28 protein-coding genes and 3 pseudogenes are annotated in these 23,440 nt (G+C 59.7%); 19 read left to right on the forward strand and 12 right to left on the reverse strand.

Annotation, left to right across the window (positions count from 1 at the left end; translation table 11 throughout):
• Positions 1 to 18: 18 nt before the first annotated feature.
• Complete coding sequence (locus JWJ88_RS05625; RefSeq protein WP_205293156.1) at positions 19 to 333, reverse strand: hypothetical protein; 315 nt, start codon at positions 331 to 333, stop codon at positions 19 to 21.
• Complete coding sequence (locus JWJ88_RS05630; protein WP_407673841.1) at positions 330 to 578, reverse strand: hypothetical protein; 249 nt, start codon at positions 576 to 578, stop codon at positions 330 to 332. The genes JWJ88_RS05625 and JWJ88_RS05630 overlap by 4 nt, the downstream gene beginning before the upstream one ends.
• Before the next feature lie 11 nt (positions 579 to 589).
• Here JWJ88_RS05630 and fliK point away from each other — a divergent pair, with 11 nt between their 5' ends.
• Together fliK and JWJ88_RS05640 are read left to right on the forward strand one after the other, a co-directional pair.
• Entirely contained in the window at positions 590 to 1,681 is a 1,092-nt protein-coding gene (gene fliK, locus JWJ88_RS05635; protein ID WP_205293157.1) for a flagellar hook-length control protein FliK, read from the forward strand.
• A gap of 10 nt (positions 1,682 to 1,691) precedes the next feature.
• The gene (locus JWJ88_RS05640) at positions 1,692 to 2,360 is read left to right on the forward strand and encodes a flagellar hook capping FlgD N-terminal domain-containing protein (protein ID WP_205293158.1); all 669 of its coding nucleotides are present in this window, start codon (positions 1,692 to 1,694) and stop codon (positions 2,358 to 2,360) included.
• Between the two features lie 94 nt (positions 2,361 to 2,454).
• On the opposite strand, the gene JWJ88_RS05645 is transcribed toward JWJ88_RS05640, so the two are convergent.
• The 3 genes and pseudogenes from JWJ88_RS05645 to JWJ88_RS05655 all read right to left on the reverse strand — a co-directional run.
• A complete protein-coding gene (locus tag JWJ88_RS05645; RefSeq protein WP_407673842.1) occupies positions 2,455 to 2,601 on the reverse strand; it encodes a hypothetical protein in 147 nt (48 codons plus the stop codon).
• A 13-nt stretch (positions 2,602 to 2,614) separates the two neighbouring features.
• Positions 2,615 to 3,034, reverse strand: a pseudogene (locus JWJ88_RS05650) (IS66 family transposase zinc-finger binding domain-containing protein); the annotation flags it as partial.
• A gap of 4 nt (positions 3,035 to 3,038) precedes the next feature.
• Positions 3,039 to 3,662: pseudogene (locus tag JWJ88_RS05655) on the reverse strand (helix-turn-helix domain-containing protein); the annotation flags it as partial.
• A 224-nt stretch (positions 3,663 to 3,886) separates the two neighbouring features.
• On the opposite strand from JWJ88_RS05655, the gene JWJ88_RS05660 reads away from it, so the two are divergent.
• Entirely contained in the window at positions 3,887 to 5,017 is a 1,131-nt protein-coding gene (locus tag JWJ88_RS05660; RefSeq protein WP_205293159.1) for a carboxylate-amine ligase, read from the forward strand.
• A gap of 88 nt (positions 5,018 to 5,105) precedes the next feature.
• Positions 5,106 to 5,603, forward strand: coding sequence for a superoxide dismutase family protein (locus JWJ88_RS05665; RefSeq protein WP_205293160.1), 498 nt, complete (start codon positions 5,106 to 5,108; stop codon positions 5,601 to 5,603).
• A 42-nt stretch (positions 5,604 to 5,645) separates the two neighbouring features.
• Here the strand turns inward: JWJ88_RS05665 and JWJ88_RS05670 are convergent, their stop codons facing one another.
• Positions 5,646 to 6,734: a sensor histidine kinase gene (locus JWJ88_RS05670; protein WP_205293161.1), complete on the reverse strand. Its 1,089-nt coding sequence runs from the start codon at positions 6,732 to 6,734 to the stop codon at positions 5,646 to 5,648.
• 309 nt (positions 6,735 to 7,043) lie between these two features.
• On the opposite strand from JWJ88_RS05670, the gene JWJ88_RS05675 reads away from it, so the two are divergent.
• The 7 genes from JWJ88_RS05675 (at position 7,044) to JWJ88_RS05705 (ending at position 11,051) form a co-directional block, all read left to right on the forward strand.
• On the forward strand, positions 7,044 to 7,559 hold the full coding sequence (locus tag JWJ88_RS05675) for a cysteine hydrolase family protein (RefSeq protein ID WP_240200103.1): 516 nt from the start codon (positions 7,044 to 7,046) through the stop codon (positions 7,557 to 7,559).
• Between the two features lie 101 nt (positions 7,560 to 7,660).
• Positions 7,661 to 7,906, forward strand: a complete 246-nt coding sequence (locus tag JWJ88_RS05680; RefSeq protein WP_205293163.1) for a hypothetical protein — start codon at positions 7,661 to 7,663, stop codon at positions 7,904 to 7,906.
• A gap of 47 nt (positions 7,907 to 7,953) precedes the next feature.
• A complete protein-coding gene (locus tag JWJ88_RS05685) occupies positions 7,954 to 8,709 on the forward strand; it encodes a hypothetical protein (protein ID WP_205293164.1) in 756 nt (251 codons plus the stop codon).
• Positions 8,710 to 8,844: 135 nt separating this feature from the next.
• Positions 8,845 to 9,027 (forward strand): hypothetical protein, encoded by a 183-nt coding sequence (locus JWJ88_RS05690; protein WP_205293165.1) that lies wholly within the window; start codon positions 8,845 to 8,847, stop codon positions 9,025 to 9,027.
• Between the two features lie 217 nt (positions 9,028 to 9,244).
• On the forward strand, positions 9,245 to 9,961 hold the full coding sequence (locus tag JWJ88_RS05695) for a hypothetical protein (protein WP_240200104.1): 717 nt from the start codon (positions 9,245 to 9,247) through the stop codon (positions 9,959 to 9,961).
• Positions 9,958 to 10,815, forward strand: coding sequence for a glucose 1-dehydrogenase (locus tag JWJ88_RS05700; RefSeq protein WP_205293166.1), 858 nt, complete (start codon positions 9,958 to 9,960; stop codon positions 10,813 to 10,815). The genes JWJ88_RS05695 and JWJ88_RS05700 overlap by 4 nt, the downstream gene beginning before the upstream one ends.
• A gap of 14 nt (positions 10,816 to 10,829) precedes the next feature.
• Entirely contained in the window at positions 10,830 to 11,051 is a 222-nt protein-coding gene (locus JWJ88_RS05705) for a hypothetical protein (RefSeq protein ID WP_205293167.1), read from the forward strand.
• Between the two features lie 61 nt (positions 11,052 to 11,112).
• Here JWJ88_RS05705 and JWJ88_RS05710 read toward each other — a convergent pair whose 3' ends face one another.
• The 3 genes from JWJ88_RS05710 to JWJ88_RS05720 are packed head-to-tail and all read right to left on the reverse strand — an operon-like array spanning position 11,113 to position 11,913.
• Complete coding sequence (locus JWJ88_RS05710; protein WP_205293168.1) at positions 11,113 to 11,295, reverse strand: DUF3008 family protein; 183 nt, start codon at positions 11,293 to 11,295, stop codon at positions 11,113 to 11,115.
• A gap of 57 nt (positions 11,296 to 11,352) precedes the next feature.
• Complete coding sequence (locus JWJ88_RS05715; protein WP_240200105.1) at positions 11,353 to 11,562, reverse strand: hypothetical protein; 210 nt, start codon at positions 11,560 to 11,562, stop codon at positions 11,353 to 11,355.
• 54 nt (positions 11,563 to 11,616) lie between these two features.
• A complete protein-coding gene (locus JWJ88_RS05720; protein ID WP_205293169.1) occupies positions 11,617 to 11,913 on the reverse strand; it encodes a PRC-barrel domain-containing protein in 297 nt (98 codons plus the stop codon).
• A gap of 214 nt (positions 11,914 to 12,127) precedes the next feature.
• On the opposite strand from JWJ88_RS05720, the gene ku (JWJ88_RS05725) reads away from it, so the two are divergent.
• Both ku (JWJ88_RS05725) and ligD read left to right on the forward strand, forming a co-directional pair.
• A complete protein-coding gene (gene ku / locus JWJ88_RS05725; protein WP_205293170.1) occupies positions 12,128 to 12,958 on the forward strand; it encodes a non-homologous end joining protein Ku in 831 nt (276 codons plus the stop codon).
• A 3-nt stretch (positions 12,959 to 12,961) separates the two neighbouring features.
• Positions 12,962 to 15,502: a DNA ligase D gene (gene ligD / locus JWJ88_RS05730; RefSeq protein WP_205293171.1), complete on the forward strand. Its 2,541-nt coding sequence runs from the start codon at positions 12,962 to 12,964 to the stop codon at positions 15,500 to 15,502.
• On the opposite strand, the gene ku (JWJ88_RS05735) is transcribed toward ligD, so the two are convergent.
• Together ku (JWJ88_RS05735) and JWJ88_RS05740 are read right to left on the reverse strand one after the other, a co-directional pair.
• Entirely contained in the window at positions 15,499 to 16,305 is an 807-nt protein-coding gene (gene ku, locus JWJ88_RS05735) for a non-homologous end joining protein Ku (RefSeq protein WP_205293172.1), read from the reverse strand. The two genes, ligD and ku (JWJ88_RS05735), sit on opposite strands and share 4 nt — an antisense overlap.
• Positions 16,305 to 16,583, reverse strand: coding sequence for a hypothetical protein (locus JWJ88_RS05740; RefSeq protein ID WP_205293173.1), 279 nt, complete (start codon positions 16,581 to 16,583; stop codon positions 16,305 to 16,307). Before JWJ88_RS05740 ends, ku (JWJ88_RS05735) begins: the two co-directional genes overlap by 1 nt.
• 228 nt (positions 16,584 to 16,811) lie before the next feature.
• Here JWJ88_RS05740 and JWJ88_RS05745 point away from each other — a divergent pair, with 228 nt between their 5' ends.
• On the forward strand, positions 16,812 to 17,300 hold the full coding sequence (locus JWJ88_RS05745) for a YciE/YciF ferroxidase family protein (RefSeq protein ID WP_205293174.1): 489 nt from the start codon (positions 16,812 to 16,814) through the stop codon (positions 17,298 to 17,300).
• 86 nt (positions 17,301 to 17,386) lie between these two features.
• Positions 17,387 to 19,447 carry a catalase gene (locus JWJ88_RS05750; protein ID WP_205293175.1) on the forward strand — a complete coding sequence of 687 codons (2,061 nt, stop codon included), beginning with the start codon at positions 17,387 to 17,389 and terminating at the stop codon, positions 19,445 to 19,447.
• Positions 19,448 to 19,667: 220 nt separating this feature from the next.
• Here the strand turns inward: JWJ88_RS05750 and JWJ88_RS05755 are convergent, their stop codons facing one another.
• Positions 19,668 to 20,582: a polysaccharide pyruvyl transferase family protein gene (locus JWJ88_RS05755; RefSeq protein ID WP_205293176.1), complete on the reverse strand. Its 915-nt coding sequence runs from the start codon at positions 20,580 to 20,582 to the stop codon at positions 19,668 to 19,670.
• Positions 20,583 to 20,983: 401 nt separating this feature from the next.
• Here JWJ88_RS05755 and JWJ88_RS05760 point away from each other — a divergent pair, with 401 nt between their 5' ends.
• The 4 genes and pseudogenes from JWJ88_RS05760 (at position 20,984) to JWJ88_RS05775 (ending at position 23,341) form a co-directional block, all read left to right on the forward strand.
• Complete coding sequence (locus tag JWJ88_RS05760; protein ID WP_205293177.1) at positions 20,984 to 21,220, forward strand: hypothetical protein; 237 nt, start codon at positions 20,984 to 20,986, stop codon at positions 21,218 to 21,220.
• Entirely contained in the window at positions 21,208 to 21,483 is a 276-nt protein-coding gene (locus JWJ88_RS05765; protein ID WP_205293178.1) for a hypothetical protein, read from the forward strand. The genes JWJ88_RS05760 and JWJ88_RS05765 overlap by 13 nt, the downstream gene beginning before the upstream one ends.
• A 22-nt stretch (positions 21,484 to 21,505) precedes the next feature.
• Positions 21,506 to 21,712 (forward strand): annotated as a pseudogene (locus JWJ88_RS05770) (IS5/IS1182 family transposase); the annotation flags it as partial.
• 333 nt (positions 21,713 to 22,045) lie between these two features.
• Positions 22,046 to 23,341, forward strand: a complete 1,296-nt coding sequence (locus JWJ88_RS05775; protein ID WP_205293179.1) for an NAD(P)/FAD-dependent oxidoreductase — start codon at positions 22,046 to 22,048, stop codon at positions 23,339 to 23,341.
• The last annotated feature ends 99 nt before the right edge of the window (positions 23,342 to 23,440 follow it).

Raw genomic sequence — 23,440 nt, forward strand, 5'->3', positions numbered from 1 at the left:
GAGTGTGCACAAATTTATTTAAAATCTTTGCTCGTGTTGGCATGAAATGCGGTTGCCGATCTTCCTGCCTTCTCGGTCGTAAGTATCCAGACTACGTGATAAAGTCATAATTTCAGTAAGTTGCTGCTGTACAGCCGCGACACCATCGCGGGCGGCGGCGGCGAGAGTCTGAATATCGCGCAGTGCGATCTTGTATTCCTCGAGACACTCTTTACTTACCCGCCCTGAAACCAGATGCCTCTCAAACTCTTCAAGTTTTGTTAAAGCCTGCTCCGGCTGAAACATGAGAAGATCATTTCGTGCCTGCTCAATAAGATGCATGGTCTTGATCATCTGGTCATCTCCGTCCGGGTGTGAAGGCGCATGTCAATCCGCTGGGCAATTGCATCTGCATAAAAATCGTTCAACATGCTTGAGAATTGCGATTCGCCAACACCGCCGGAAAACTCTCCGGACGATTCCTGTGGGCCTGCATATTTTAATGCTTCAGCAAGGAATGCCTGCTCAAGGCCGTTTGCAAGGCGCTGATTCTGCGCGCGCACAATCCTCATCACGCCGGTTACCGCCATCGTATCCAAATCGATTCTCCATGTTGCAAAATGTTCAGCAAGACACAAATTTAGATGTGATAGGTAAATATTTGGTAATCTTAATGTGCCAAAGTACAGACGGCTTTGTCAGGATTGAGGGTGCGCGAGTGGAGATGTATTTTGTGTATCATAAACTGCCCGCAGCACAAAAAAGTGCGTTAAATTTCAACCAAGAATGTCCCGAGGGACCGGAAGCCGTCGGGTTCGGGGCATTGATCGAAACGGCAGTTTCTGGTGAAACTTCAGAGAAGTACGAATTCTTCGAGGATGAGACGAACCCAAACCACGATGACACAGATAATGCGGTGTCCTCGTACCCTGCAGGAAACTTGGTTAACAAGGAACGTCTGACGCTCTCCCATGATCCGGAACGTTCAGGTTTAATCAAGGAATCTGGTCAGCTCGAAATTAAAGAGACTGAGGAGGAGCACCCAAGAACGAAATCTGATTTGACAGACGTCGGCGATCATGACATTGGGAAATTATCCAGCGGAGCTGAATCCGTTAATCATAGCCCAGCAGATAATTCAGATTCACTAAACATAGAGCCGCTTACAAGTGAAATAATTTGGAAAAGTGAACTACCTGATCCTTTCGATCAAATGGCTGCGCATGTCAATATGCATGGCATGAAGAGCTTTGTTCATTCAAAAAACCCATGCGTTACAAACGCCGATAAATCGATAAATATTGAACCTCCACATGTTATACGCCAGATATTCGAAAAGCTAACGAACGTGCAAAGTGGATTTATTGAGATTGTGCTGGATCCAGAAGAATTAGGCAAGGTCAGGATGTTGATTACTTCCGGGGACAACCCATCCTTGACGGTACTTGCGGATAGGCAGGAAACATTTGATCTCTTAAGGAGAAATTCGACCTTGCTAGAAAAAGAACTTCGCGATGCCGGGATGGGCGGAATCGACATTTCCTTTTCAAATGAAAAAGAAAAACAGCACTCGCAAAGCCACCCTACCACAGACATGCCTAAACTGACGGAGCATCAACATCTGCAAGTGCTCACGGGAAAATCCAGTTTGGCAGGCACCTCTGCAGATTCAAGAAATTGCGGTATTGATATTCGACTTTAGGAGATTACTCATGGTAGACATTGGCACAACATCTTCTATTAACGGAATTAATGAAGGTAGATCTCAGGCTGTTAATACCTTCGGTGACGTGGGGATTGCAAACCAATTCGAAATATTCCTCAAGATGCTAACAACTCAAGTGAAGAATCAAGATCCGTTAAATCCAATGGAAAGCACGGATTTTGCCGTTCAGCTTGCAACTTTTTCCAGTGTTGAGCAACAGGTGCAAACCAATCTGCTACTTTCTCAACTTCTTCAGAATGCCGACGGAGGTGATATTAGCCGATTTTCCAGCTGGATCGGCCGAGAGGCTCGGGTGAGCTGTCCGGTGTTTTTTGATGATTCACCCTTAACCTTGGCAATAGAAAGTAATGCTAACGCTACAAATTTTGACCTCATCACCAAAGACCAACTTGGCAATGAAGTTCTGCGGCAAAACATAGGACTCACTTCGCGAGAACTGGATTGGCAAGGCAGGAAACCCAACGGAGATCTTCTGCCGCCCGGTTTTTATAGTTTTTACCTGGAGGTAACGAAAAGCGACGGAACCGTAATTGCTCAGAATGTCGAAGCGTATAGTCGTGTAACCGGGATTGAGTTTACCCAGAACGGTCCAGAACTGGTCCTTAAGGGTGGCGGCGTGGTACCGGTGAATGAAGTTACTGCTCTGCGGGAGTAGTAAATGGCTTTCAATTCGTAATATTCGTTCGGTCGTCGAAAGGGATAATGCTCGCGGGTCTACCCGGTCTGTTCCGGGCGAATAATGTGTGCTCTTAACCTTCTTGGCTAACGAATGACATGATGGTTTCGATCGGTCTGCGACCCATGTTGCGGTAGCCGAGATGGGGTCGTTTGGTGTTGTAGTGGACGAGCCAGGCGTCAAGATCGGCCTGCATTGCATCGACGCTGTCGTAGAACATCTCGTGCACCCATGATCAGGTGACTGGGCGCAAATGCCTGCGTCACCCCGTCGGTGCAGGTGCGGCAGGCGTATTTCGGGCGCGCGGTGACAATGACGCGCAGCTGCGCAGGGATGATGTCCAGCCAATCCCTGCGGTCTTCGCCGATCCTGTGCATGACGCCGCAGCCGCAAGGGCAGATCAGGCTAGCGGGTTCGATGACCTCTTCGATGCGGGGCAACGCAGCTGGCAGGTTGCCGATGCTCCGCTTGGGGGCGGGCCCGGTCGCCCCGTCACCCGCTTTGACCGCCCGCGTTTTCTTCTCCGCCTCGACCTCGGCCAACGCGATGGACAGGTCCTCGAACGCCAGCTGCCGCTCATCCTCGGTCAGCTTTTCCGACCGCTTGGCATGCAGCGCATGGTTCAGCTCGGCGATCAGATGCTTCTGACGTTTGGTGATAGGAGCCGTAGGTGTCTCGACCACTGCGTGCAGGTAGACCTTGCCCACGCCCTTCAGGCTGCCGACGAAGAAGGTGTCGGCCGACAGCAGTTCGCCGGGAGCGGTGCTTCGACGTGGCGCGCGGAAGCAGGGGTTGAGCTTCTCCAGGAAGGCGGCCTGCTCGGGTGTGATGTCGATGGCACGGCCGGCATTGGCCTCCTCCAGCGCCAGCCAGCGTTCGATCCGTGTGCCCAGGCCGTTCTCGTTCAGCAGCTTCTGGATGGTGATCGCCGAGACCCGCGTGCCTTCCAGCGACAGGATCGCTTCCAGCCGGTTGCAGCCGGTTGCAGCCGTAGGCCGCATGGTCGAGCGCTAGGGCCCGAATGCGCTCCATCACCTCCGGTGCCGTCGCCTGCGGGCGTGACTTGTGGATCGGCGGAAGGTCCTTCAGCCCGTCGAAGCCCTGCATCTGGAAACGCCGCTTCCACTCATAGAAGCTGGTGCGGTCCATGCCGCGCTGGCGGCAGGCCTCAGCGACATTACCCAGTTCGCGGGCCAACTCCAACACGCTCATCCGCTGCTGAGCGACCTCGCTGACAGCATCGCGCGGCACTGACTTCCCGACCTTCGATGATACATCCATGAGGCGTTCCTCCTCCCGAAAATAGCACGGAAAGAAGATTAAGAGGACACATAATGAAATGGAGCGCCATGGGGATGGCCAGTATTAATGCAAACATCCCGGTAAGCCGGCATATTGATCAGCGTCCGGTCAGGGCATGACTTCCGCAGGGTGACACAAAACGGGAACAACCTTGGCCTGACTGGGTTCGCTCTGAAGCCAAAGCCGACCGGAAAGGGCGCGACATGAGTTTAGAAGCCGAATTCTCGCTGGGAATAGAAGAGGAGTATCTGCTGGTCGATGCCCAGACCGGTGATCTCAGCGAGGCTCCCGATGCGCTGATGAAGGCATGCAAGGACGAACTTGCCGATCAGGTCAGCCCCGAATTCCTGCGTTGCCAGATCGAAATCGGCACACCTGTCTGCACCGATGTTGCCGAGGGCCGCGCATGTCTGGCCCATCTGCGCGGCAGTATCGCGCGCCATGCGGCCGACTTCGGCTTGGCGCCGATCTCGGTCGCCTGCCATCCCTTTGCTGACTGGCGGGAACAGGACCATACCGACAAAGACCGCTATAACCAACTTTCCCAAGAGATGGGTGGCGTCGCGCGACGGATGTTGATTTGCGGCATGCATGTTCATGTGGGCATTCCCGACAGGGCCATGCGCATCGACCTGATGAATCAGCTATCGTGGTTCCTGCCGCATCTCTTGGCACTTTCCGCATCAAGCCCGTTCTGGCTGGGCGACGATACGCAGCTTGCCTCTTACCGCACGACGGTTTTCGCCGGCTATCCGCGCACGGGCCTGCCACCTCGCTTGGGCAGTTGGGACGAATTCGACCGATCTGTTACGGCGCTGACCGAAACGGGGGTTATCGAGGATGCCAGCAAAATCTGGTGGGATCTGCGCCCCTCCGCACGTTTTCCGACCCTGGAAACCCGGATTTGCGACGCCTGCCCGCGACTGGACGACACGATCACTCTGGTCGCGCTGGTGCAGGCGACGCTGCGTATGCTGTGGCGACTATCGCGCCGGAACTTGCGCTGGCGGCAATACGATAACTTCCTGTTAGGCGAAAACCGCTGGCGCGCGACACGTTATGGGCTGACCGAGGGGCTGATCGACTTTGGGACCCGCAGCATCCTTCCCTTCGATCAGATCGCCGAGGATTGGCTGGCGGCAATTTCCGAGGATGCCGACGCGCTGGATAGCCAGCCTGCGGTGGCTGGATTGCGCAACATGATCACGCGCGGCAACGCGGCCGGGCAGCAGCGTGCGCTGTTCGCTTCGGCCATCGCTGCGGGCGCTACGCCGGACGAAGCTTTTCGCAGCGTCGTCCAGTGGCTGATCGAGGAATTCCGCCGTGACCTGTAACCCATCCGCTGGGCAAGGGTGGAATGGGGACCATGCGGGAACAAAGGTCGTCCGCGCCGGTTCTCCTTCCATCATTTGGAGAAAGAAAATGCATAGATATCTTCTGGCCCTTGGCCTTGCTGCGCTGCCGGCTACGGCCCATGCGCAAGACGCAAAGGCAGTTTTCATTGACGCCAACGGGCAAGAGGCGGGCACGGCCGTGCTTACACCCACACCGAGCGGGGTGCTGATCCAGATCGAAGCGACCGGGCTGCCACAAAATCAATGGGTGGCGTTTCACATTCACGAAACGGGAAGCTGCGATCACAACACCGGACATGAATCCGCAGGAGGGCATTTCAACCCTTCTGACGCACCGCATGGCATCCTGTCGGACGGCGGCCCCCATGCCGGCGACATGCCCAACGTCTGGGCAGACGCCGAAGGCACAGCGCGGGCGCAGGTATTCAACCCACTGGTCACGCTGGCGGAGGGGACGAATGCGATCAAGGGTCGGGCGCTGATGATCCACGCCGGCCCCGACGACTACAGCACCCAGCCCACCGGGGGCGCCGGCGACCGGCTTGCCTGCGCGGTGATCGAATAGGCCGGCATCCGACGGGAAAAGCGGGATGCCGACGGCCTGGGATCAGGTCTGCGCGCTCGGCCCGACGCCCAGACAGTTCATCTTGGTGCGTAATTCACAACACAACCCTTGTGGCCGATGCGAAATCACGCTTTCGCCCATAAAATCCTGCGCGAGCACATGCTCGATGATGAGCGAGCCGAACCCTTTGCCCGTGCTACACGCCACAGGCGGCCCATCGGACTCCGCCCATATCAGGCGAAAGGGGTCGTCGCTATGGGGCCGCCCGCTGGTCCAACTCAGATCGATTGCACCTTGGGGGACCGACAGCGCACCATATTTCAGCGCATTGGTTGCCAGTTCGTTGATGGCAAGAGCCAAGGTCAGGGCCTGCTTTGCCGACAACCGGACCGGAGGGCCCGAGATGCGAAACCGCCTTTGCCCGGTGCGAAAAGGCGTCAGCGCCTGCTGGATCACCTGCCCTATCTCGGCATCCAGCGCGCTGGAATCGGTCAGTAGCGATTGCGCCTGCGCCAGTGCGCCGATACGTTGACGCAAGATATCGCGCGCATCCTGACCGGTGTGGCTCTGCAGCGTCTGGTTGACGATGGCCGAGACCACGGTCAGCGTATTCTTGATCCGATGACCCAGTTCGCCGTTGATAAGGCGCAACTGCCGACTGGCCTGAACCTTGCCGGTCGTCTCGATCACCGTGTCGATCATGCCCCGCACTACACCGCTCTCGTCACGGATGGGACTATAGCAGAAGGTGAAATGACACTCCTCCGGATAGCCATAGCGATTCACAACCAGCGGAAAGTCCTCGATGAAGGTCGCTTCTCCGGCATAGGCTCGCTCGGCGATGGGGCCGATCTCGGGCCAGACCTCGCGCCACACGTCGGAAAACGCGCGGCCAAGCGTGTTGTCCTTGTCCCCCAGAATCGGACGGAAGGCATCGTTGTGCAGGGCAATCAGCCCCGGCCCCCACACAATGCATTTGGGAAATTTCGAATTCAGCGCCATACCAAGCGCGATTTTAAGCGCCGAGGGCCAGCCGTCTGGGGGACCGAGTTCATTGCCGGCCCAGTCATGTTCACGGATGGCCTTGCCCATCTCGCCGCCGCCATCCAGAAAATGCACCGATCCGCCCATTCCCCACCCTCTTGATGCCGTATTTAAAACTGCTTTCACGCAGTCGCCCGCAAGCGCAAAACAGCGCAACGCCGAAACCGCTCGGCCGGTTTCCCGCATCGTCATCCATAGCGTGGATCTGCGGAAAAGTCCCGTGGGCCCGCGTCAGCACCGGAACGATTCCCTCGCCGTGCGGTTGGAGGTGAGCAGCCCCATTCATCGCAGCCCCCTGTCATGGCAGAAACACTTAGATTCGGTCCCTTGTCGCCCCAGACGCTGCATCTTTGCGTCGACATGCAAAGATTGTTTGCCCCCGGTTCACCTTGGGCCGTGCCTTGGATTGAACGGATCCTGCCCGTCGCACTGACGCTGATCGCGGCGCGGCCTGAACGCACACTCTTTACCCGCTTCATTCCGCCCACCCGGCTGGAGGCCGCGCCGGGTACATGGGCACGTTATTACGCCGAATGGCCCCAGATGCTGCGCGATCGGCTGGATGGCGATTGGTTGGAACTGTTGCCAGAACTGGCGCGATACACCCCGCCCGCCCGAGTGGTCGACAAGCCGGTTTATTCGCCTTGGCATGACGGCTCGCTCCATCACCTGCTGCGCGGGGCGGGGGTCACGACGCTGGTGGTCACCGGGGGCGAAACCGACGTCTGTGTGCTCGCGACAGTGCTGGGTGCGGTAGACCTTGGCTATCGGGTGGTTTTGGTCAGCGATGCCGTCTGCTCTTCGACCGATCAGGGCCACGACGCGGCGATGACCGTCTATCGTTCCCGCTTTTCGCAGCAGATCGAGACCGCACCCTTGGAAGAAATCCTCGGTGCATGGCCGACGGCATAAGCGGCACTTCGGAAAAGAACAGGGAACAACCCCGCCGCCGGGCAGTTTTCTAACAAGGCCGCCGAAATGGGGGCCACCCGACATATCCGCTGGAGGTTCCGATGTCTGCACCACGCACCAATCTGGAAAAGCAAAAGCGCCACCATATCGTTCCGATCATTGGGATCATCGTGGTGGTGCTAATCGCGCTGGGGGGCTTTTTGTGGTGGTTCAACGATGAAACCACCGACCCGGAAATCCCCGGTGAAGTGCCCGGACCCGTGGGAGAGATCGCGGAACCTCCGGCAACAGGCGCGGCTCCGGTGGACGGAGCGCCCGCAGCCGAGCCGGCGGAACCGACGCAATAAGCATCGCACCGGCCGTATTCCCGCTTGACCAGCCCAAGGATCAAACGATGCCGAACCGGAAAAACCCCTCATGCATCTCTCCGGCCGGGGTCCGGCATTTTTACCGCAACGCCGATCTGCACGGGTTGCGGCTGGCGTTGTGGGAGGACGACCTGCCCGACACCTGCTCGGTCGCGGATTACCTGCGCGAAGCGGGCGCATCGGTCGAGGTCCTGATCAAAGGTTCGGATTCTGCCCAACCCGTGGCCTTGCCTGCGATGATGGCCCGCTATCGCCTGACGCCTTTTTGGTCGGGGGACGAAGCGGCTGACATTCACCTGCCCGGCCGTGGCATCGCCGGGGCGATGGTCGATCCTCGTGATCTGGTTCAGGTCGATGTGGCCGTGCTGAACCTGCGCGATCCTGCGCCAGTGGCGGACAGCCTGCAAGCGGCGGGCATTCCCTTTGTCATGTTCACCACGGATCCGGCGCATCCCGCGCATCACTACGCGCATGCCTGCGTCGTTTCCAGCCACGACGGACCCGAGGCCCTGGCCACGGCCGTGCTGCTGCACACTGCCCTCTATGGTGCGGGACTGCATTGCACGCCGGACATGACGGTGATGGAAATGATCCCGCGACTTCGGGCCATGGCGCGGTTCATCGTTCATGACAGGGTGCTGGCCGATGATCTGGTCGCGGATGCATTGAAAGAGGCGCTGGCCCTTTTACCCCATCTGGATTCGGATCAGAAAATCGGCTCGCTGCTGATCGCGCTTATCGAAGGGATCTGGCAACGGCAAAAGCTGTCGCGGCCCAATTGACCGGACGAAGCAGCGAAGGATGGCCTCAAAATCGTGATCTTTCAGCACCATTGCAATATCCCGATTGGAAAGGAGTCGCCAACCGCCGCCGTTCGATTAAAATATGTAAAGTTGCATGGAAGCAGGGAGTTCCTGATGGCCGACCGCGAAAGTGGCCCGATTGTCGATCCCGACCTCGACAAAGCCCTGTCCGAACTGCTGGCGCAGACGGAAAAGGAACCGATTTCGCCACGCCTGCGCGATCTGGCTAAGCGGCTGGAGGCCGCGCTTGAGGACGCCCGCCATCGCCGTCACGGCCGCGCTAAGGACGGCCGCTAGACGCAAATACTGGCGCCTGACCTAGCAGGGTTGGCGACCACCTCTCTTGCGAAACTCACCATAGCCCTTTTGCTGTCCGGCTTTTCACTGAGAACCGGCGCCTGACGGGGATTTCTCTCCGACGCGATGGCCTGCCCAGTGCCGGCACAGCAGAACGTGGCTGGGAACAAACCAGCCCGCCCAAAGGTTCCGATCCATATGCGAAAAGGAGGAACCGATGACCCGTCCGATTGCGATGGCCCGTTTCGACCTGGCGTGGCCCTTGGCCGGAGCTTTCGCAGCCGTGCTCTCGGCATTAGCACTTGGGGTGTCGTCCGCGTTGCGCGGCCTGCCGGTCTGGATGCCGCTGAACGCCACCACCCATGCGCTGCACGGGCCGGCCGCTGCTACGACGACCGCGTTCGATCTGACCCATACCGGGCTGGGCGCGGCCATTCATGTCGTCTCTTGCTTCTTTTGGGCGGCGGTGGCCGTGCTGCTGATCCGCAAGGCGGCACGCGGAGGCGCCGCAGTGGCCTGGCTTACGGGCTTGGCCACCGCCACGATTGCGGGGCTGATCGACTATGGCTTGATGCCGGCGCGCCTGCGGCCGGGATGGGAACTGGTGCTGTCGCCTCTGGGCGTCATAGCCGGGCTGGTGGCGCTGGGGGTCGGGCTGTCGCTGGGGCTGATCGCCGCGCAAGCCATGGCAAGCCGCGCGCCGGGAACATCGACCGGGCTTGATCGTTACCCCCCGGTCCGCAACCCAACCAAGACCTCGCAGGTCATACCGGATTCGGCACTGGACCGCCTGCGGCAACCTGCGCCGGATGTGCTTGATCAGCGACAGCAACGCGTGGACCCGGCTGGCGCCGTCACCGACGACCCGAACCGGCACGGTAACGGCAACAAGCAGCCCGGCCAGCCCGCCCCCCAAGAAAGGCCCGACAGATGACCGACTATCCCAAGCCCCCCTTTCCTGAGCAGCAGCAATCCCTGCCCGGCAGCTTTCAGCAGATGGATCCCCGTCCCGATCATGGTGAGAGCAGTTGGAAAGGCGCCGGACGGCTGGAGGGCAAGGTCGCGCTTATCACTGGCGGCGACAGCGGCATCGGTCGCGCGGTCGCGATTGCCTATGCCCGCGAAGGCGCCGACGTGGCGCTGTCCTGGTTGAACGAGACCGAGGATGCGGCCAGCACCGCCGATCTTGTGCGCGAAGCGGGGCGCGACTGCCTGTCGATCCCCGGCGACATCGCCCAGCCCGACCATTGCCGCCAGATCGTCAGGCAGGTGGTTGAACGCTTTGGCCGGATCGACATTCTGGTCAACAACGCCGCCCATCAAACCCTGTTCGACGGCATCGAAGATATTCCGGACGAAGAGTGGCGCCACACTTTTGCCGTGAATATCGACGCGATCTTTTACCTGACCAAGGCGGCGGTGCCGCACATGCCCAAGGGCTCGGCGATCATCAACACCGCCTCGATCAATGCCGACAAACCCAATCCCAAGCTGTTGGCCTATGCCACGACCAAGGGCGCCATCCAAAACTTTACCACCGGCCTCGCGCAGATGCTGGCGGAACGCGGCATCCGGGTGAACGCGGTGGCCCCCGGCCCGGTCTGGACGCCGCTGATCCCAGCCAGCATGTCACCCGAGCAAGTGGCCAAGTTCGGTGAAAATTACCCCATGAAGCGCCCGGCCCAGCCAGTCGAGCTGGCCTCGGCCTATGTGATGCTGGCCGAACCGATGTCCAGCTATGTCTCGGGCGCGACCATCGCCGTCACCGGCGGCATGCCGATGATCTGACCAAGGAGCTTATCATGAACAACCGCAATCTTGTGTTCTTCTGCGGCCTTGCGGCCGGCTTCGCGTTGAAAACTGTCTGCGATACCATGGCACAGCCGGCCGGATCGCATTCTCCGCAACGGAAAATCCGCCCTGCCGGGCGCCGTGAAATGGATAACCCGCCCCGCGACTGGGATATCGTTGACGAACAAAGCGACGAATCCTTTCCGGCAAGCGATCCGCCGGGGAATTACTGACAAGCAAAAGGGGCAGAGGCCGCAGCCTCTACCCCTGCCCCAAACCTCAGCCCCCAACACTTCAATCCTTGTGTTCGGGCTTTCCCTTGTGCTTGGTGCTGGCAAGCTCTTCAAGCTCGCTCTCGCTCATGGATTTATACATCTTTTTCGAGGGCTCGTGCAGGTCGCTTTTACTGGTCTCACCGCGTTTGGCGGCCAGTGCCGCTCCAGCGGCTTTTTGCTGCGCTTTGGATTTGGCTGGCATTAACTTCATCCTTCAATTTTTGCCGTGGGACAGCAAGTCCGGCCGGGTCGTCCGGCCCTATTCGCCACCATTTGTCGCACGGTCGTTCTGCCGGGCCTTGCCGTCGCCCGCCTCGCGGTTCTGGCCACCGGCGTTGGGTTCGTTCGAGCGGGGCATCTGCCTGGGGTTCAGCACCGGATCGGCATTGCCCATCTTCTGCGCCTGCGCCCGTTCGCGCTCATTGAACTTTTCATTTTCCGCTTTCGGGTCAAACTTTTCGCCCATCACGAAATCCTCCTTTGCAGGGGTGTGCCGACCCGGGACCGGGCCGACATGGCCGTGTTATTCGACGTATTGGGGCATTTCTTTCAGTTCATCCTTGGTCCAGCGGGTCAAGGCATGCACGCTGTTGCTGCCGTCCCGCATGAAATCCAGATCGCGGGCGGGAACCGCGACCGGTTTCGATCCGATCCCCAGAAAACCGCCGACATCGATCACGACGTGAATATCGGTGCCGCCGCCATATACCCGGGAAACGTGCCCGATCCTTTCGTTACCAGGGCCAAAGACGGTGGCGCCGGTCAGCACGGCCTCGGTCAACTCATCCTCGTTCAGACGGATGTGGGTGCTGTGGTCCATTGCGGGTCCTCCTGTGATTGTCTGGTTAAGGCCTCCTAACAGTCCCACGCCCGGTCTGTTCCATAACGGTGGCGTGATGGTAGGGCCGCCATACCTGCAAATGACGCAGCGCCCGAAAGCGCCACCAACCACCGAGAAAGCCGGCGCAGGAACCACCCCCAGTCCGGGGCGTTAAGCGTGGACCCGGTCATCCAACCCATGAAGGATTCAGGACGTGGCACCACGGGCGATCTGGAAAGGACTGCTGAAGATAGCCGAGGTCAGTTGCCCGGTCGCCCTGCATGCCGCAGCCTCCACCTCCGAGCGGATTGCGTTTCACACGCTGAACCGGGCGACCGGAAACCGGGTGCGGCGGCAGTTCACCGACAGCGACACCGGAAAGCCGGTCGAAAAGGATGATCAGGTCAAGGGATACGAGGTCAGCGACGGCGATTATGTCATTCTGGAGCCCGAGGAAATCGCGGGTGCCGTGCCCGACAGCGACAAGACGCTGACGGTCGCCTGTTTCATCACCTGCAAGGATATCGACGATGTTTATTTCGACCGGCCCTATTACTTGACCCCGGCAGACCGGACGGCCGAGGAAGCCTTTGCCCTGATCCGCGAAGGCATGCGCCGCAAAAAGATGGCAGCACTGGCGCGGGCGGTTCTGTTTCGGCGCGTACGCACGGTGCTTGTCCGTCCACATGGCCCCGGCATGATCGCCACCACGCTGAATTTCGATTACGAGGTGCGCCCGGCCAGCGAGGCGTTTCGCGACATCTCCAACCTCAAGATCAAGGGCGAAATGCTGGATCTGGCCAAGCATATCATCGACACCAAGATGGGTGAATTCGACATCACCGCCTTTGACGACCGTTACGAGGCGGCACTGGCCGATCTGGTCAAAGCCAAGCAGGAAGGTCGCAAGATCGCGCCGAAAAAGCCCGAAAAACGCGAAAATGTCGTGGATCTGATGGCTGCGCTGCGCGAAAGCGCAGGTCTGGCGACCAAGAAAGCGGCTCCTCGCAAAAAGACGCCGGCGGCGCGACGGAAAAGCGGCTGAGCCATGGCGCTGGAAACCTATCGCAAGAAGCGCGACTTTTCCTCGACCCCGGAACCCAAGGGCGGGCGGGCCCGCAAGCGCGGCAACAGCTTCGTCATCCAGAAACATGCGGCAACGCGGCTGCACTACGATTTCCGGCTGGAGCTGGATGGGGTGTTGAAAAGCTGGGCCGTCGCCAAAGGGCCAAGTCTGGTGCCGGGCGAAAAGCGGCTGGCCGTGCATGTCGAGGATCACCCGCTGGAATATGGCGATTTCGAAGGCACGATCCCGAAAGGCGAATATGGCGGCGGCACGGTCATCCTGTGGGACCGCGGCACCTGGACCCCGGTGGGTGATGCACATCAAGGCTATGCCAAGGGGCATCTGGAATTCACGCTTCAGGGTGAAAAGCTGGGTGGGCGCTGGCATCTGGTCCGCATGCGCGGCAAGCCCCGCGAAAAGCGTGAAAACTGGCTGCTGATCAAGGGTGAGGACGAATTCGCCCGAACCGAAGACGCGCCCGACATCCTTGAGGAACGGCCGGATTCGGTCAAGACCGGCCGGGCCATCGCAGATGTCGCGGGCGAGACACCGGGCTGGTCCTCGAAAACCGGGCGCATCCGCAAATCGGCCGCCCCGGCGAAAAAGCCGTCCGCGCCAAAGCCGGACCCGCAACCGCCCGAACCCGCGGCCGTCAAGGGCGCACGCAAGGCCGCGATGCCGGATTTCATCGAACCCATGCTGGCCACGCTGGTCTCGGCCCCGCCGCAGGGCAAACGCTGGCTGCATGAAATCAAGTTCGACGGCTACCGGCTTCAGGCCCGGATCGAGGCCGGGCGGGTCAAGCTGTTGACACGCAGCGGGCTGGACTGGACCACCCGCTTTGGCAAGGCCGTGCCTTTGGCGCTGCGCGACCTGCCAGTCGGCGCGGCGATACTTGATGGCGAACTGGTGGTCGAAACAGATGCCGGGGCCTCGGATTTCTCGGCGCTTCAGGCGGATCTGAGCGCGGGCCGGTCCGACCGTTTCGTGTTCTATGCCTTCGATCTGCTTTATCTTGACGGATACGATCTGCGGACGGTGGCACTGGTGCAGCGCAAGGCATTGCTTGCGCAGCTTTTGGATAAGGGCGCCGGCATCCTGCGCCTGAGCGGCCATCTTGAGGAAAGCGGCGCGCTGGTCCTGCGCCACGCCTGCCGGCTTAGCCTTGAAGGGATCGTCTCGAAACTGCGCGACGGCCCTTATCGGGCGGGTCGGGGCAAAAGCTGGGTCAAGTCGAAATGCTCGGCCCGGCAAGAATTCGTGGTCGCCGGATATGTGCCATCATCGGTGTCGCGCAAGGCCGTGGGCTCGCTGATCCTGGGCGTTTACGAAGATGGCAATTTGCAGCATGTGGGCCGGGTCGGAACCGGATTCTCCCGCACGGTAGCCGAGGATCTGTTCCAGCGGCTGGAGCGGATGCGCATTCCCGACAGCCCCTTTGCCGAACATCTGACCGCCGAGGAGGCGCGGCAAGCCCGCTATGTGCGCCCCGAACTGGTGGCCGAAGTCGAATTCCGCGCATGGACGGCCGACGGCCATCTGCGCCACGCCTCGTTTCGCGGCCTGCGCGAGGACAAACCCGCAGCCGAGATCGTGCGCGAGACCACGAAAGCCCGCGCCAAGGCCCCAGCCCCGCAAAAACGCCGTGTCCATCTGACCCATCCCGACCGGCTGTATTGGCCCGGCGAGGGCGTGACGAAAGAGGGGCTGGCCGATTACTATGCCGAGGTCTGGCACCATATCGCGCCATGGGTCACCGGCCGGCCGCTGGCCCTTTTGCGTTGTCCGAACGGCATCACCGGCCAGAAGTTCTTTCAAAAGCACGCCTGGAAAGGGCTGAACCCCAACATCGCGCTGATTCAGGATCCCAAGGCCCCCAAGGACGAACCGCTCATCAGCATCAACGATCTGGACGGGCTTATGGGATTGGTCCAATCCGCCGCGCTGGAAATCCATCCTTGGGGCTCGACCGTCGCCGATTGGGAACGGCCCGACATGATCGTCATGGACCTCGATCCCGGGGAAGACGTGGTCTGGCCCGCCGTCATCGACGCCGCCGAAGAGGTGCGCCGGCGTCTTGAGGACCATGGCATTGCCAGTTTCGTCAAGACCTCGGGTGGTAAGGGGCTGCATGTCGTGGCGCCGCTGGTGCCGCAGGCGGAATGGTCCGCAGTCAAGGCCTTCACCAAGGCGATGGCCGAGGCGATGGCCGCCGACAGCCCCGACCGTTACGTCGCGACGATCAGCAAGGCGAAACGGCACGGAAAGATCCTGATCGACTATCTGCGCAACCAGCGCGGTGCCACCGCCGTCGCGGCCTATTCCACCCGCGCCCGGCCCGGTGCCGCCGTATCCGCCCCGCTGCGCTGGGACGAGCTCGACGCCAGCATCGGGTCCGCGTGGTTCACCGTCCAGAACATGCCGACGCGGCTGGCAACCTTGACCAACGATCCCTGGGACGGCTTTCGCGCCGCCGCAGTGCCGTTGGAGACGCCGCGCAAAGGACGGAAAAAGCCAGGTTAACGCCGCTTTGCCTTGCTTTCCGAAGCAATGCTTTTCTTCAGCGCGTCCATGATGTTGACGACATTGCCCGATGCCGCGGGTTTGTCGGGTTGTGCCTTGGCTGCGCGCTTGCGGCCCCGGGTCTTGGCTGAGATGATGTCCAGCAGCTTGTCCTGCACCGGATCGGCAACCATCGCCGGGTCCCATTTCATGCTGCGCTCGTCGATCAGCCGGGTCACCAGCTTCATTAACCCGGCATCGACCGGCTCTTCACCGATCTGGCTGAAATAATCCGCCTCGGGCCGCACCTCGTCGCCATAGCGCAGGGTCCACAAGACGATGCCCTTGTCGCGCGGCTCCAGCATCACCGCCCGTTCGCGACGATAAAGCACCAGCCGAGAGATGCCGACCGTTCCGGTCGAGCCCATGGCATCGCGGATCACGCCAAAGGCTTCTTCGCCGATAGGGTCGTCCGGGACCAGATAATGCGGCTTGTCATACCAAAGCCAGCCGATGGAATCCGCAGGCACGAACATGTCGATATCAATGGTGCGGGTGCTTTCCAGCGCCACCGAATCGATCTCGTCATCCTCAAGCAGGACATATTCATCCTCGCCCTTGGGATAACCCTTGACCTCGTCATCCTCGGCCACGGGCTTGCCGGTTCCGGCATCGACATACTGGCTGACCACGCGGTTGCCCGTCCTGGCGTTCAGCGTGTGAAAACGCAGTTTTTCGCCCTCGCTTGTGGCCGGCATCATCGACACCGGACAAGTGACCAGCGAGAGCTTCAGATAGCCTTTCCAGAAAGAGCGCGGCGCCATCAGGGTTCGTCGCGTTCGGTCGCGTCCCGGGGGCGCGTGTCGGGCAGATCGTCCGCATCCGTATCCGAACGGCTGGCGACATGATCCTGATGTTGCTGGTTCTGCACATGGCGTCCGTCCAGCCCGCGCTGGTCGGAATGGCGAGAGGTATCGCGATTGGACAGAACCATGTTGTCGGGCAGGTTATCGACCAAATCCGGGGTCATGCCACCCGAGGCATCCCCCTTGCCCTGATCCTGCTGCCCTGCCCCGAACTTCTTGCGGCTTGCATGGGCCATGGTGGCTCCTCCTGTTTTCATGGGTCGTGCCCGCTCAACCCTTGGTCCGGCGCAATGTTCCCGCGGAAGGCCGGAGTTACCTTTCCGGGCGGCGGGAACGCCCTGTGCTTGCCTTCACGAACCCGTGCGTTCGGACGCAAAAAACATCCCCAAGGAACAAAAATCAAATCGCGGACTTGTGTAGGGGACGCCGGGTAACGGCGAACTTCATTACTGAGGACCTTAACGATGAAAACCCTGCAAGAAGCTTTCGAACACACCCTGCACGACATCTATTGGGCGGAAAACGCCTTGGTAAAGGCGCTGCCCAAAGTCTCGAAGGCGGTCGGAAACGCTGAACTGAAAACCGCGATCGACGAGCACCTCAAGGAAACCAAGGGACACGTCAAGACATTGGATCAGGTCTTTCAGTCTCTTGGCCTGAAACCCGAAGGCGAAAAATGCGACGCGATGGAAGGGCTGCTGAAAGAGGCCGATGGTCTGATGGAAGAGGCGTCAGGCACGGCCTTGGACGTCGCCTTGATCGGTGCTGCACAGGCCGTGGAACACTACGAGATCGCGCGTTACGGTACCCTTCGCGAATGGGCGAAAGTTCTGGATCACGAAGAGGCCCATAACCTGCTCTCCTCGATCCTGGATGAAGAAAAGGCGGCCAATAACAAGCTGACGGCCTTGGCGGTGACCGCTGTCAACAAGGCAGGCAAATCCGGCAAGTAAACCGGAAACACCCTCAGCGGCCGGGACGGCATGATGCCCGGCCGCTCTTCCGGCTCCATCCCAACCCCATTTCGGAAGGCAGGACGATGGCTGACGAAAAACTCTATGAAACAAAGCAAGGCAACGGCGGCGAGCGCCAGCAAATTGCGCGTGGCGACACATCCGCGATGACCACGAATTTCGGCGCCCCGCTCTCGGACAACGAAAACAGCCTCAAGGCGGGTGATCGGGGACCGACGCTGCTGGAAGATTTCATCCTGCGCGAAAAAATCTTCCATTTCGACCACGAGCGCATCCCGGAGCGCATCGTCCATGCCCGCGGCTCGGCCGCGCATGGCTATTTCGAATGCACCGACCCGATCCCCGAACTCAGCCGCGCCAGCCTATTTGCCGAAAAAGGCAAAAAGACCCCGGTGTTTACGCGCTTTTCGACGGTGGCGGGCGGGGCCGGATCGGTCGACACCCCGCGCGACGTGCGGGGCTTTGCCGTGAAGTTCTATACCGACGAAGGCAACTGGGATCTGGTCAGCAACAACATCCCGGTCTTTTTCATTCAGGATGCGATCAAATTTCCCGACCTGATCCATGCGGTCAAGATGGAGGCCGACCGGGCCTATCCTCAGGCGGCCTCGGCCCATGACACCTTCTGGGATTTCATCTCGCTGATGCCGGAAACGCTGCACACGCTGATCTGGGCCATGTCCGACCGCGGCATTCCCCGCAGCCTGCGCATGATGGAAGGGTTCGGCGTCCATACCTTCAAGCTGGTCAACGCCGAGGGCAAGGAGAGCTTCGTCAAATTTCATTGGCGGCCCAAGCTGGGGATGCAGTCGCTGATCTGGGACGAGTCGGCAAAACTTCAGGGCGCGGACAACGACTATCACCGCCGCGATCTGTGGGAGGCGATCACCCGAGGAGATTTCCCGGAATGGGATTTCGCGGTGCAGGTCTTCGATCAGGAACTGGCCGACAGCCTGCCCTATGACGTGCTGGATGCGACCAAGCTGATCCCCGAAGAGGTGGTGCCGTTGCGGGTCATTGGCCGCATGGTTCTGGACCGCAACCCGGACAACTTCTTCGCCGAGACCGAACAGGCCGCCTTCCTGCCCTCGAACATCGTGCCGGGCATCGACTTTACCGACGACCCGCTGTTGCAGGGGCGGTTGTTTTCCTATCTCGACACACAGAAATCGCGGCTGGGGACCGCGAATTTCCACCAGATCCCGATCAATGCCGCCAAATGTCCCTTTGCCAACATGCAGCGCGACGGGATGATGCAGACGCATGTCCCCCGGGGCCGTGCGAACTATGAACCCAACAGCTTGGACGAAGCGGGCGAAGACCCGGGCCCTCGCCCCCTTAGCACGGGTTTCGTCACCCGTCCCCAAGAGGTAAGCGGCCCCAAGCTGCGGGTCCGCGCGGAAAGCTTTGGTGATTTTTACAGCCAGCCGCGCATGTACTGGAATTCGATGACGGCCAGCGAGCAGGCCCATATCGCCTCGGCCATGGTCTTCGAACTGTCCAAGGTTTCGCTTGAGCATGTGCGCAAGCGAATGCTCTCGCAGCTTCATGTGCTGCACGAGGATCTGGCCAAGCGCGTTGCGACCGGGCTGGCGATGGAACTGCCTGACCCGGTGGCGCCCTTCCAGCAGCCGATTGATCTGGAGCCCTCAGACGCATTGTCGATCCAGAAGAAATGGCGAGAGACCCTTGAAGGTCGTCAGGTCGCAATTCTCTTCGCCGAGGGCTCGGATCAGGCCCGGATCGAGGCGTTGAAACGGGCAATCGAGGCAGAGAGGGGCACGGTCTTTACCATTGCACCAAAAGTTGGCGGTATCCCGGTCTCAGGTGGCATGATGAAGGCGGACGGGCAACTTGCCGGATCGCCCTCGGTCCTGTTCGATGCGATAGCCTTGGTGCTGACAGCCGAAGCCGCAACCAAGCTGGCGCAGGACGCCGCCGCCGTGAGCTTTGTTGCGGATGCCTTTGCCCATCTGAAAGCGATCGGGACGACTGAGGAAGCCAAGGCACTTTTGGACAAGGCAGGCGTCCAGCCGGATCAGGGTGTCACCGATCTTGACGGGCTGCCCGATGCGGCCAAGCTGCGCTATTGGGATCGCGAGCCCAAGGTGCGGGATTTGGCCTGAAAAGGCCCCAGAAGGACCCAACTCGCGGCAGGGCGTTAATTCCCTGTCGCGAGACGTTGTCAGAGAAGGGGACGGACCCTTTCGCTCGGCGCGAAAACGGGCGTTCCAGCCGAGGCCGGCCCTAGGTTAAAGCTCAGCGCCCGAGCGTGGCCATGGACCAAGATGCCAAGGCCCCGCAGCAGTTCGTCGGTAAGCGACAGAAGCCGCTGTCGAGACCCCGTCAGACGCCTTCCCCAACCAAGGTCGCGCCTTCCTGCAAAGCAGTTTCGCGCCGGGCTACAGCAGCGCGAGGCTGGTCCACGATTTCGGGGTCACTGACGCCAAGTGCCATTGCGCAGGCTTCCGCCTCCTCAATCGCGGGCGTGCGGTTCAGCAGCGGGCAGGTCGCGCGCAGCAGATCCAAGTCGATCTTGATTGGTCGGTCATCGAAATGGAACTCGCGCAGCAGGCGCTGCTCGGTCCAATACGGGGTCTTGATGTCAAGATCGGCAGGTGCGCGGCACTTATCGACAGAGATCAGGTAATCCCAGAACTTGTATTCCTTGCCGGCACCTGTATCGGCGATCAGCCAGGCATTTGGGATATTGTAAGCGTCGGCGATGATCAGCCCGTGGAGCGATGTCGTAATGATCTTCTCGCAAGACAGGAAGGCATCGATGGTGTCTTCGATCTTGTCGGTCAGCAGGTCGATGACCTTGATGCCGCGTTTGCGAAGCTCTCTCTTGCGCGCATGCTCCGACCAGCGCAGCACCACGCCCAGCCTGTGTTTCTTTCGGACGTCGGGCAGGTAGTAATCCGGAGTCAGCAATGCCGGATCGCCATACACCCGCGGGCATTCGATATCATGCATGACCAGTTTGGAACGGGTCAACGGGCCCCGCACGGCAAGGTATTTCGGCTGCCGCTGCAGGATCTTGGGCCCCTCGGTCCCAAAAGCGCCCGGCCCCCAGACGACCGAGGGCGGACTGACCTTCTTTATGATAGACCCGATGATCATATAATGGGGCTCGTTCTGCTGCGCCCAGAAGACCTCCTTGCCGGTCATTTTTTCGGCAAGCCAAGGGCCGAGCAAATCGCCGAAATTCTTCTTGTGGTCCCACCAGCGCAGGGGAATCTTTCCGTTCTTCTCGATCATCGCGGTCTCTTCCGTGTGGCCCGAGCCATATTGCCTGTGATATTTCGGACTGCCCGCCCCAGTAGATATCTCGACTAACGGCAGCGCAGATCGATTGTGTACATGAGCTATCACCGTCCAAGAGATGACGCCCAGTGTAGCGGCAATTCAGCCGCCACACCCATCCGATAAGATTATTCCATTCGGATAAGTATCAAACCTGTGAACTCAACACAATGCCGAACCCAGAGTAAAAACAACTTGGTTTATCAATGCACTAAAAAAGATCTGGCGACCCCAGCAGGGGCGAAAGACCCGCATGTAATCAGTGAGATGCGCCGTATCACCCGCCAGATTCGGCCCACAGGAATTCAATGGCTTGCTTGGCCTTTTGTATCACCCATCCACAGAGAAATGACAGCATGAGCCGCGTGTCGCGAGAAGATCTCGACGAAAGCAATCGCATTGACGCGATGATGCGTCGGATGGGCGAGATCGAGGCGATGGCTGGACGGGAGATGCCACACCGAGAGGTGATCCGGCTGCTTATTGAGCACGGGCAGCTAACTATAGCGATCCCCGCCGCCGAAAGCCGGAGGCTGCGGATCAAGGCGGCGCAGATGGAGGCAGAGGAAAGGAAGCGCCAATGCGCGCAATGAGTGTCCGTGAGGCGATGATCGAGGCGGCAGAGCGAGAGCGTAAGGCTGCATCTGCGCCGGAGCGTTATCGCTGGATCGCCGTCTGGTGGCGATTATCGGCGCTCGAATCGCAATTCCCCAAACAGCACCGGCAATATGCCCGCGGCCAGATGGCCCTAGCGGCAGACATAGAACGTCGCCCACAACACTACAAGACAAAGCCTGCCGGTAAGACTGACTGGCTGCGCAGCACCCACCCCCGCGACCAGAAGGAGAGGATATGAGCGACCTGTGGACACGCTGGCAGATGGGCGAGACCATCGAGGCGCCGGCGAAAGAGCACGGCGTGACGCGCGATTGAATGCGATATCGGCTGAACCTTTCGGCTGGGCAAAGACCATCGGCGGCATGGCACAGACCATGTATCGCGGTATAGAGCGTGTGCGAGCCCGCTTCACCATGGCGATAGTGGCCTGCAACTTGGCCAGTTTGCCAAAACTGCTCGCCGCTTGAGGCAGAAGGTTGCCTTTCCCCTGCGCAAAACGCCACCTCAAGCCGGAGGTGCGGGGAAACCGTTCTCCGCAGCGACCTTTTTCAGCGCCTTGCTAGACGCAAAAAAGGCCCCGCGCCGGGATGACCGGGACAGAGCCATTTCCTGAAAGTCGGCGCCAGTAGGTGCTGCGAGGTGGAAGCGATGCCAAAGATTGCATCCCCTGTGCCGGAGATTGTTTAGCTGGCCTGTCGCAGCTCGAAGGTTAGCTGAGTTGCTCGACACTGAAACCTGCGTATAGCATCAGGTCAAATCAAGGCGGTAGGCCGCGAACGGCAGGATTGGGAAACCGGAATATGAAACAGGTGGTTATCATCGGCGCGGGCATCATCGGTGGGGCGATTGCCTATGAGATGGCAAAATCGGGCTGGCGCGTGACCGTCGTCGATAAGGCTCCAGAGGCGGGTTATGGCTCGACATCGAACTCCTCCGCCGTGATCCGCATCAATTATTCGGTGATGGAGACCTGTGCCATGGCGTTGGAAGGCTGGACATATTGGAAGGATTGGGCGGGTTACGTTGATCTTCCTGCCGATCGTCCGATTGCTGCCTATAAAGAGACCGGCACGCTGGTGATTTATCGCGGCGAGGGGCAGGCGATGCAGAAAATCACCGAGATAATGGATCAGATCGGTGGCGTTTACGAACGCCTGCCGCCCGAGGGCATCCATCACTATCTTCCCAAAGCAGACCTTCATTCCTATGGCCCAGCCAAGCTGATGGACCATCCCGATTTCGGTGAACCGAATGATGAACTGGTTGGCGGCGCTGTATTCTTCCCGCAGGCGGGCTATGTGAATGATCCGAAACTCGCCGCGCAAAACCTGCAATGGGCCGCCGAGCGCGAGGGTGTGACTTTCCGTTTCCGCACGACGGTCGAAGGATTCGAGGTTGTAAATGGACATGTCTCGGGAGTTCGGCTGGCGAATGGCGAGCTGCTGGCAGCGGATGTCGTCGTAAACGCAGGCGGGCCATGGTCAGCGGGACTGAATCGAATGGCAGGCGTGACGGGCGACATGACCATCACCACTCGTCCCAACCGTCAGGAAGTAGCTTATATCCCTGGCCCGGTGAACATGGATTATCGGCATGACGGTGTGGTGGTGGCCGATCTGGATTCCGAATTCTACGCTCGTCCCGATCCGGTGGGGATCTGCCTTGGCTCTACCGATCCGGCTTGCGACAGCCATGAATGGGTAGATGATCCCGATGCGGTGGATACTCGTTTCACCGATCAATGGACAACCATCGTCATGCGTGGTGCCATGCGCCTTCCTGAATTGCACATTCCTGGTCAGGCCAGTGGCTTAGTTGCGTTGTACGATACATCGGATGATTGGCTGCCGATCTACGATAAGACCAGCTTACCGGGCTTTTATATGGCGTGCGGCACTTCCGGCAACCAATTCAAAATGGCGCCGGTCGTGGGTAAGCTGATGACCCATCTCATCACCCATACCGAAGAAGGGCATGATCACGACGCTGACCCATTGCGGTTTACACTTGAGAAAACCGGACGGCAGATCAATCTGGCAACCTATAGCCGAAAGCGACACATCAACGCCGAATCCAGTCATTCCGTCATGGGGTGAGGTGGATTTTAACTAAGACACATGGCCCGCAATCAACAAGAACCGCAGCGTATCTGAGCACCTCCCCGAGAATCGGACAGTGACGGAAGCTACGATCTG

The sequence above is a fragment of the Paracoccus methylovorus genome (assembly GCF_016919705.1).
Lineage (GTDB): Bacteria > Pseudomonadota > Alphaproteobacteria > Rhodobacterales > Rhodobacteraceae > Paracoccus > Paracoccus methylovorus.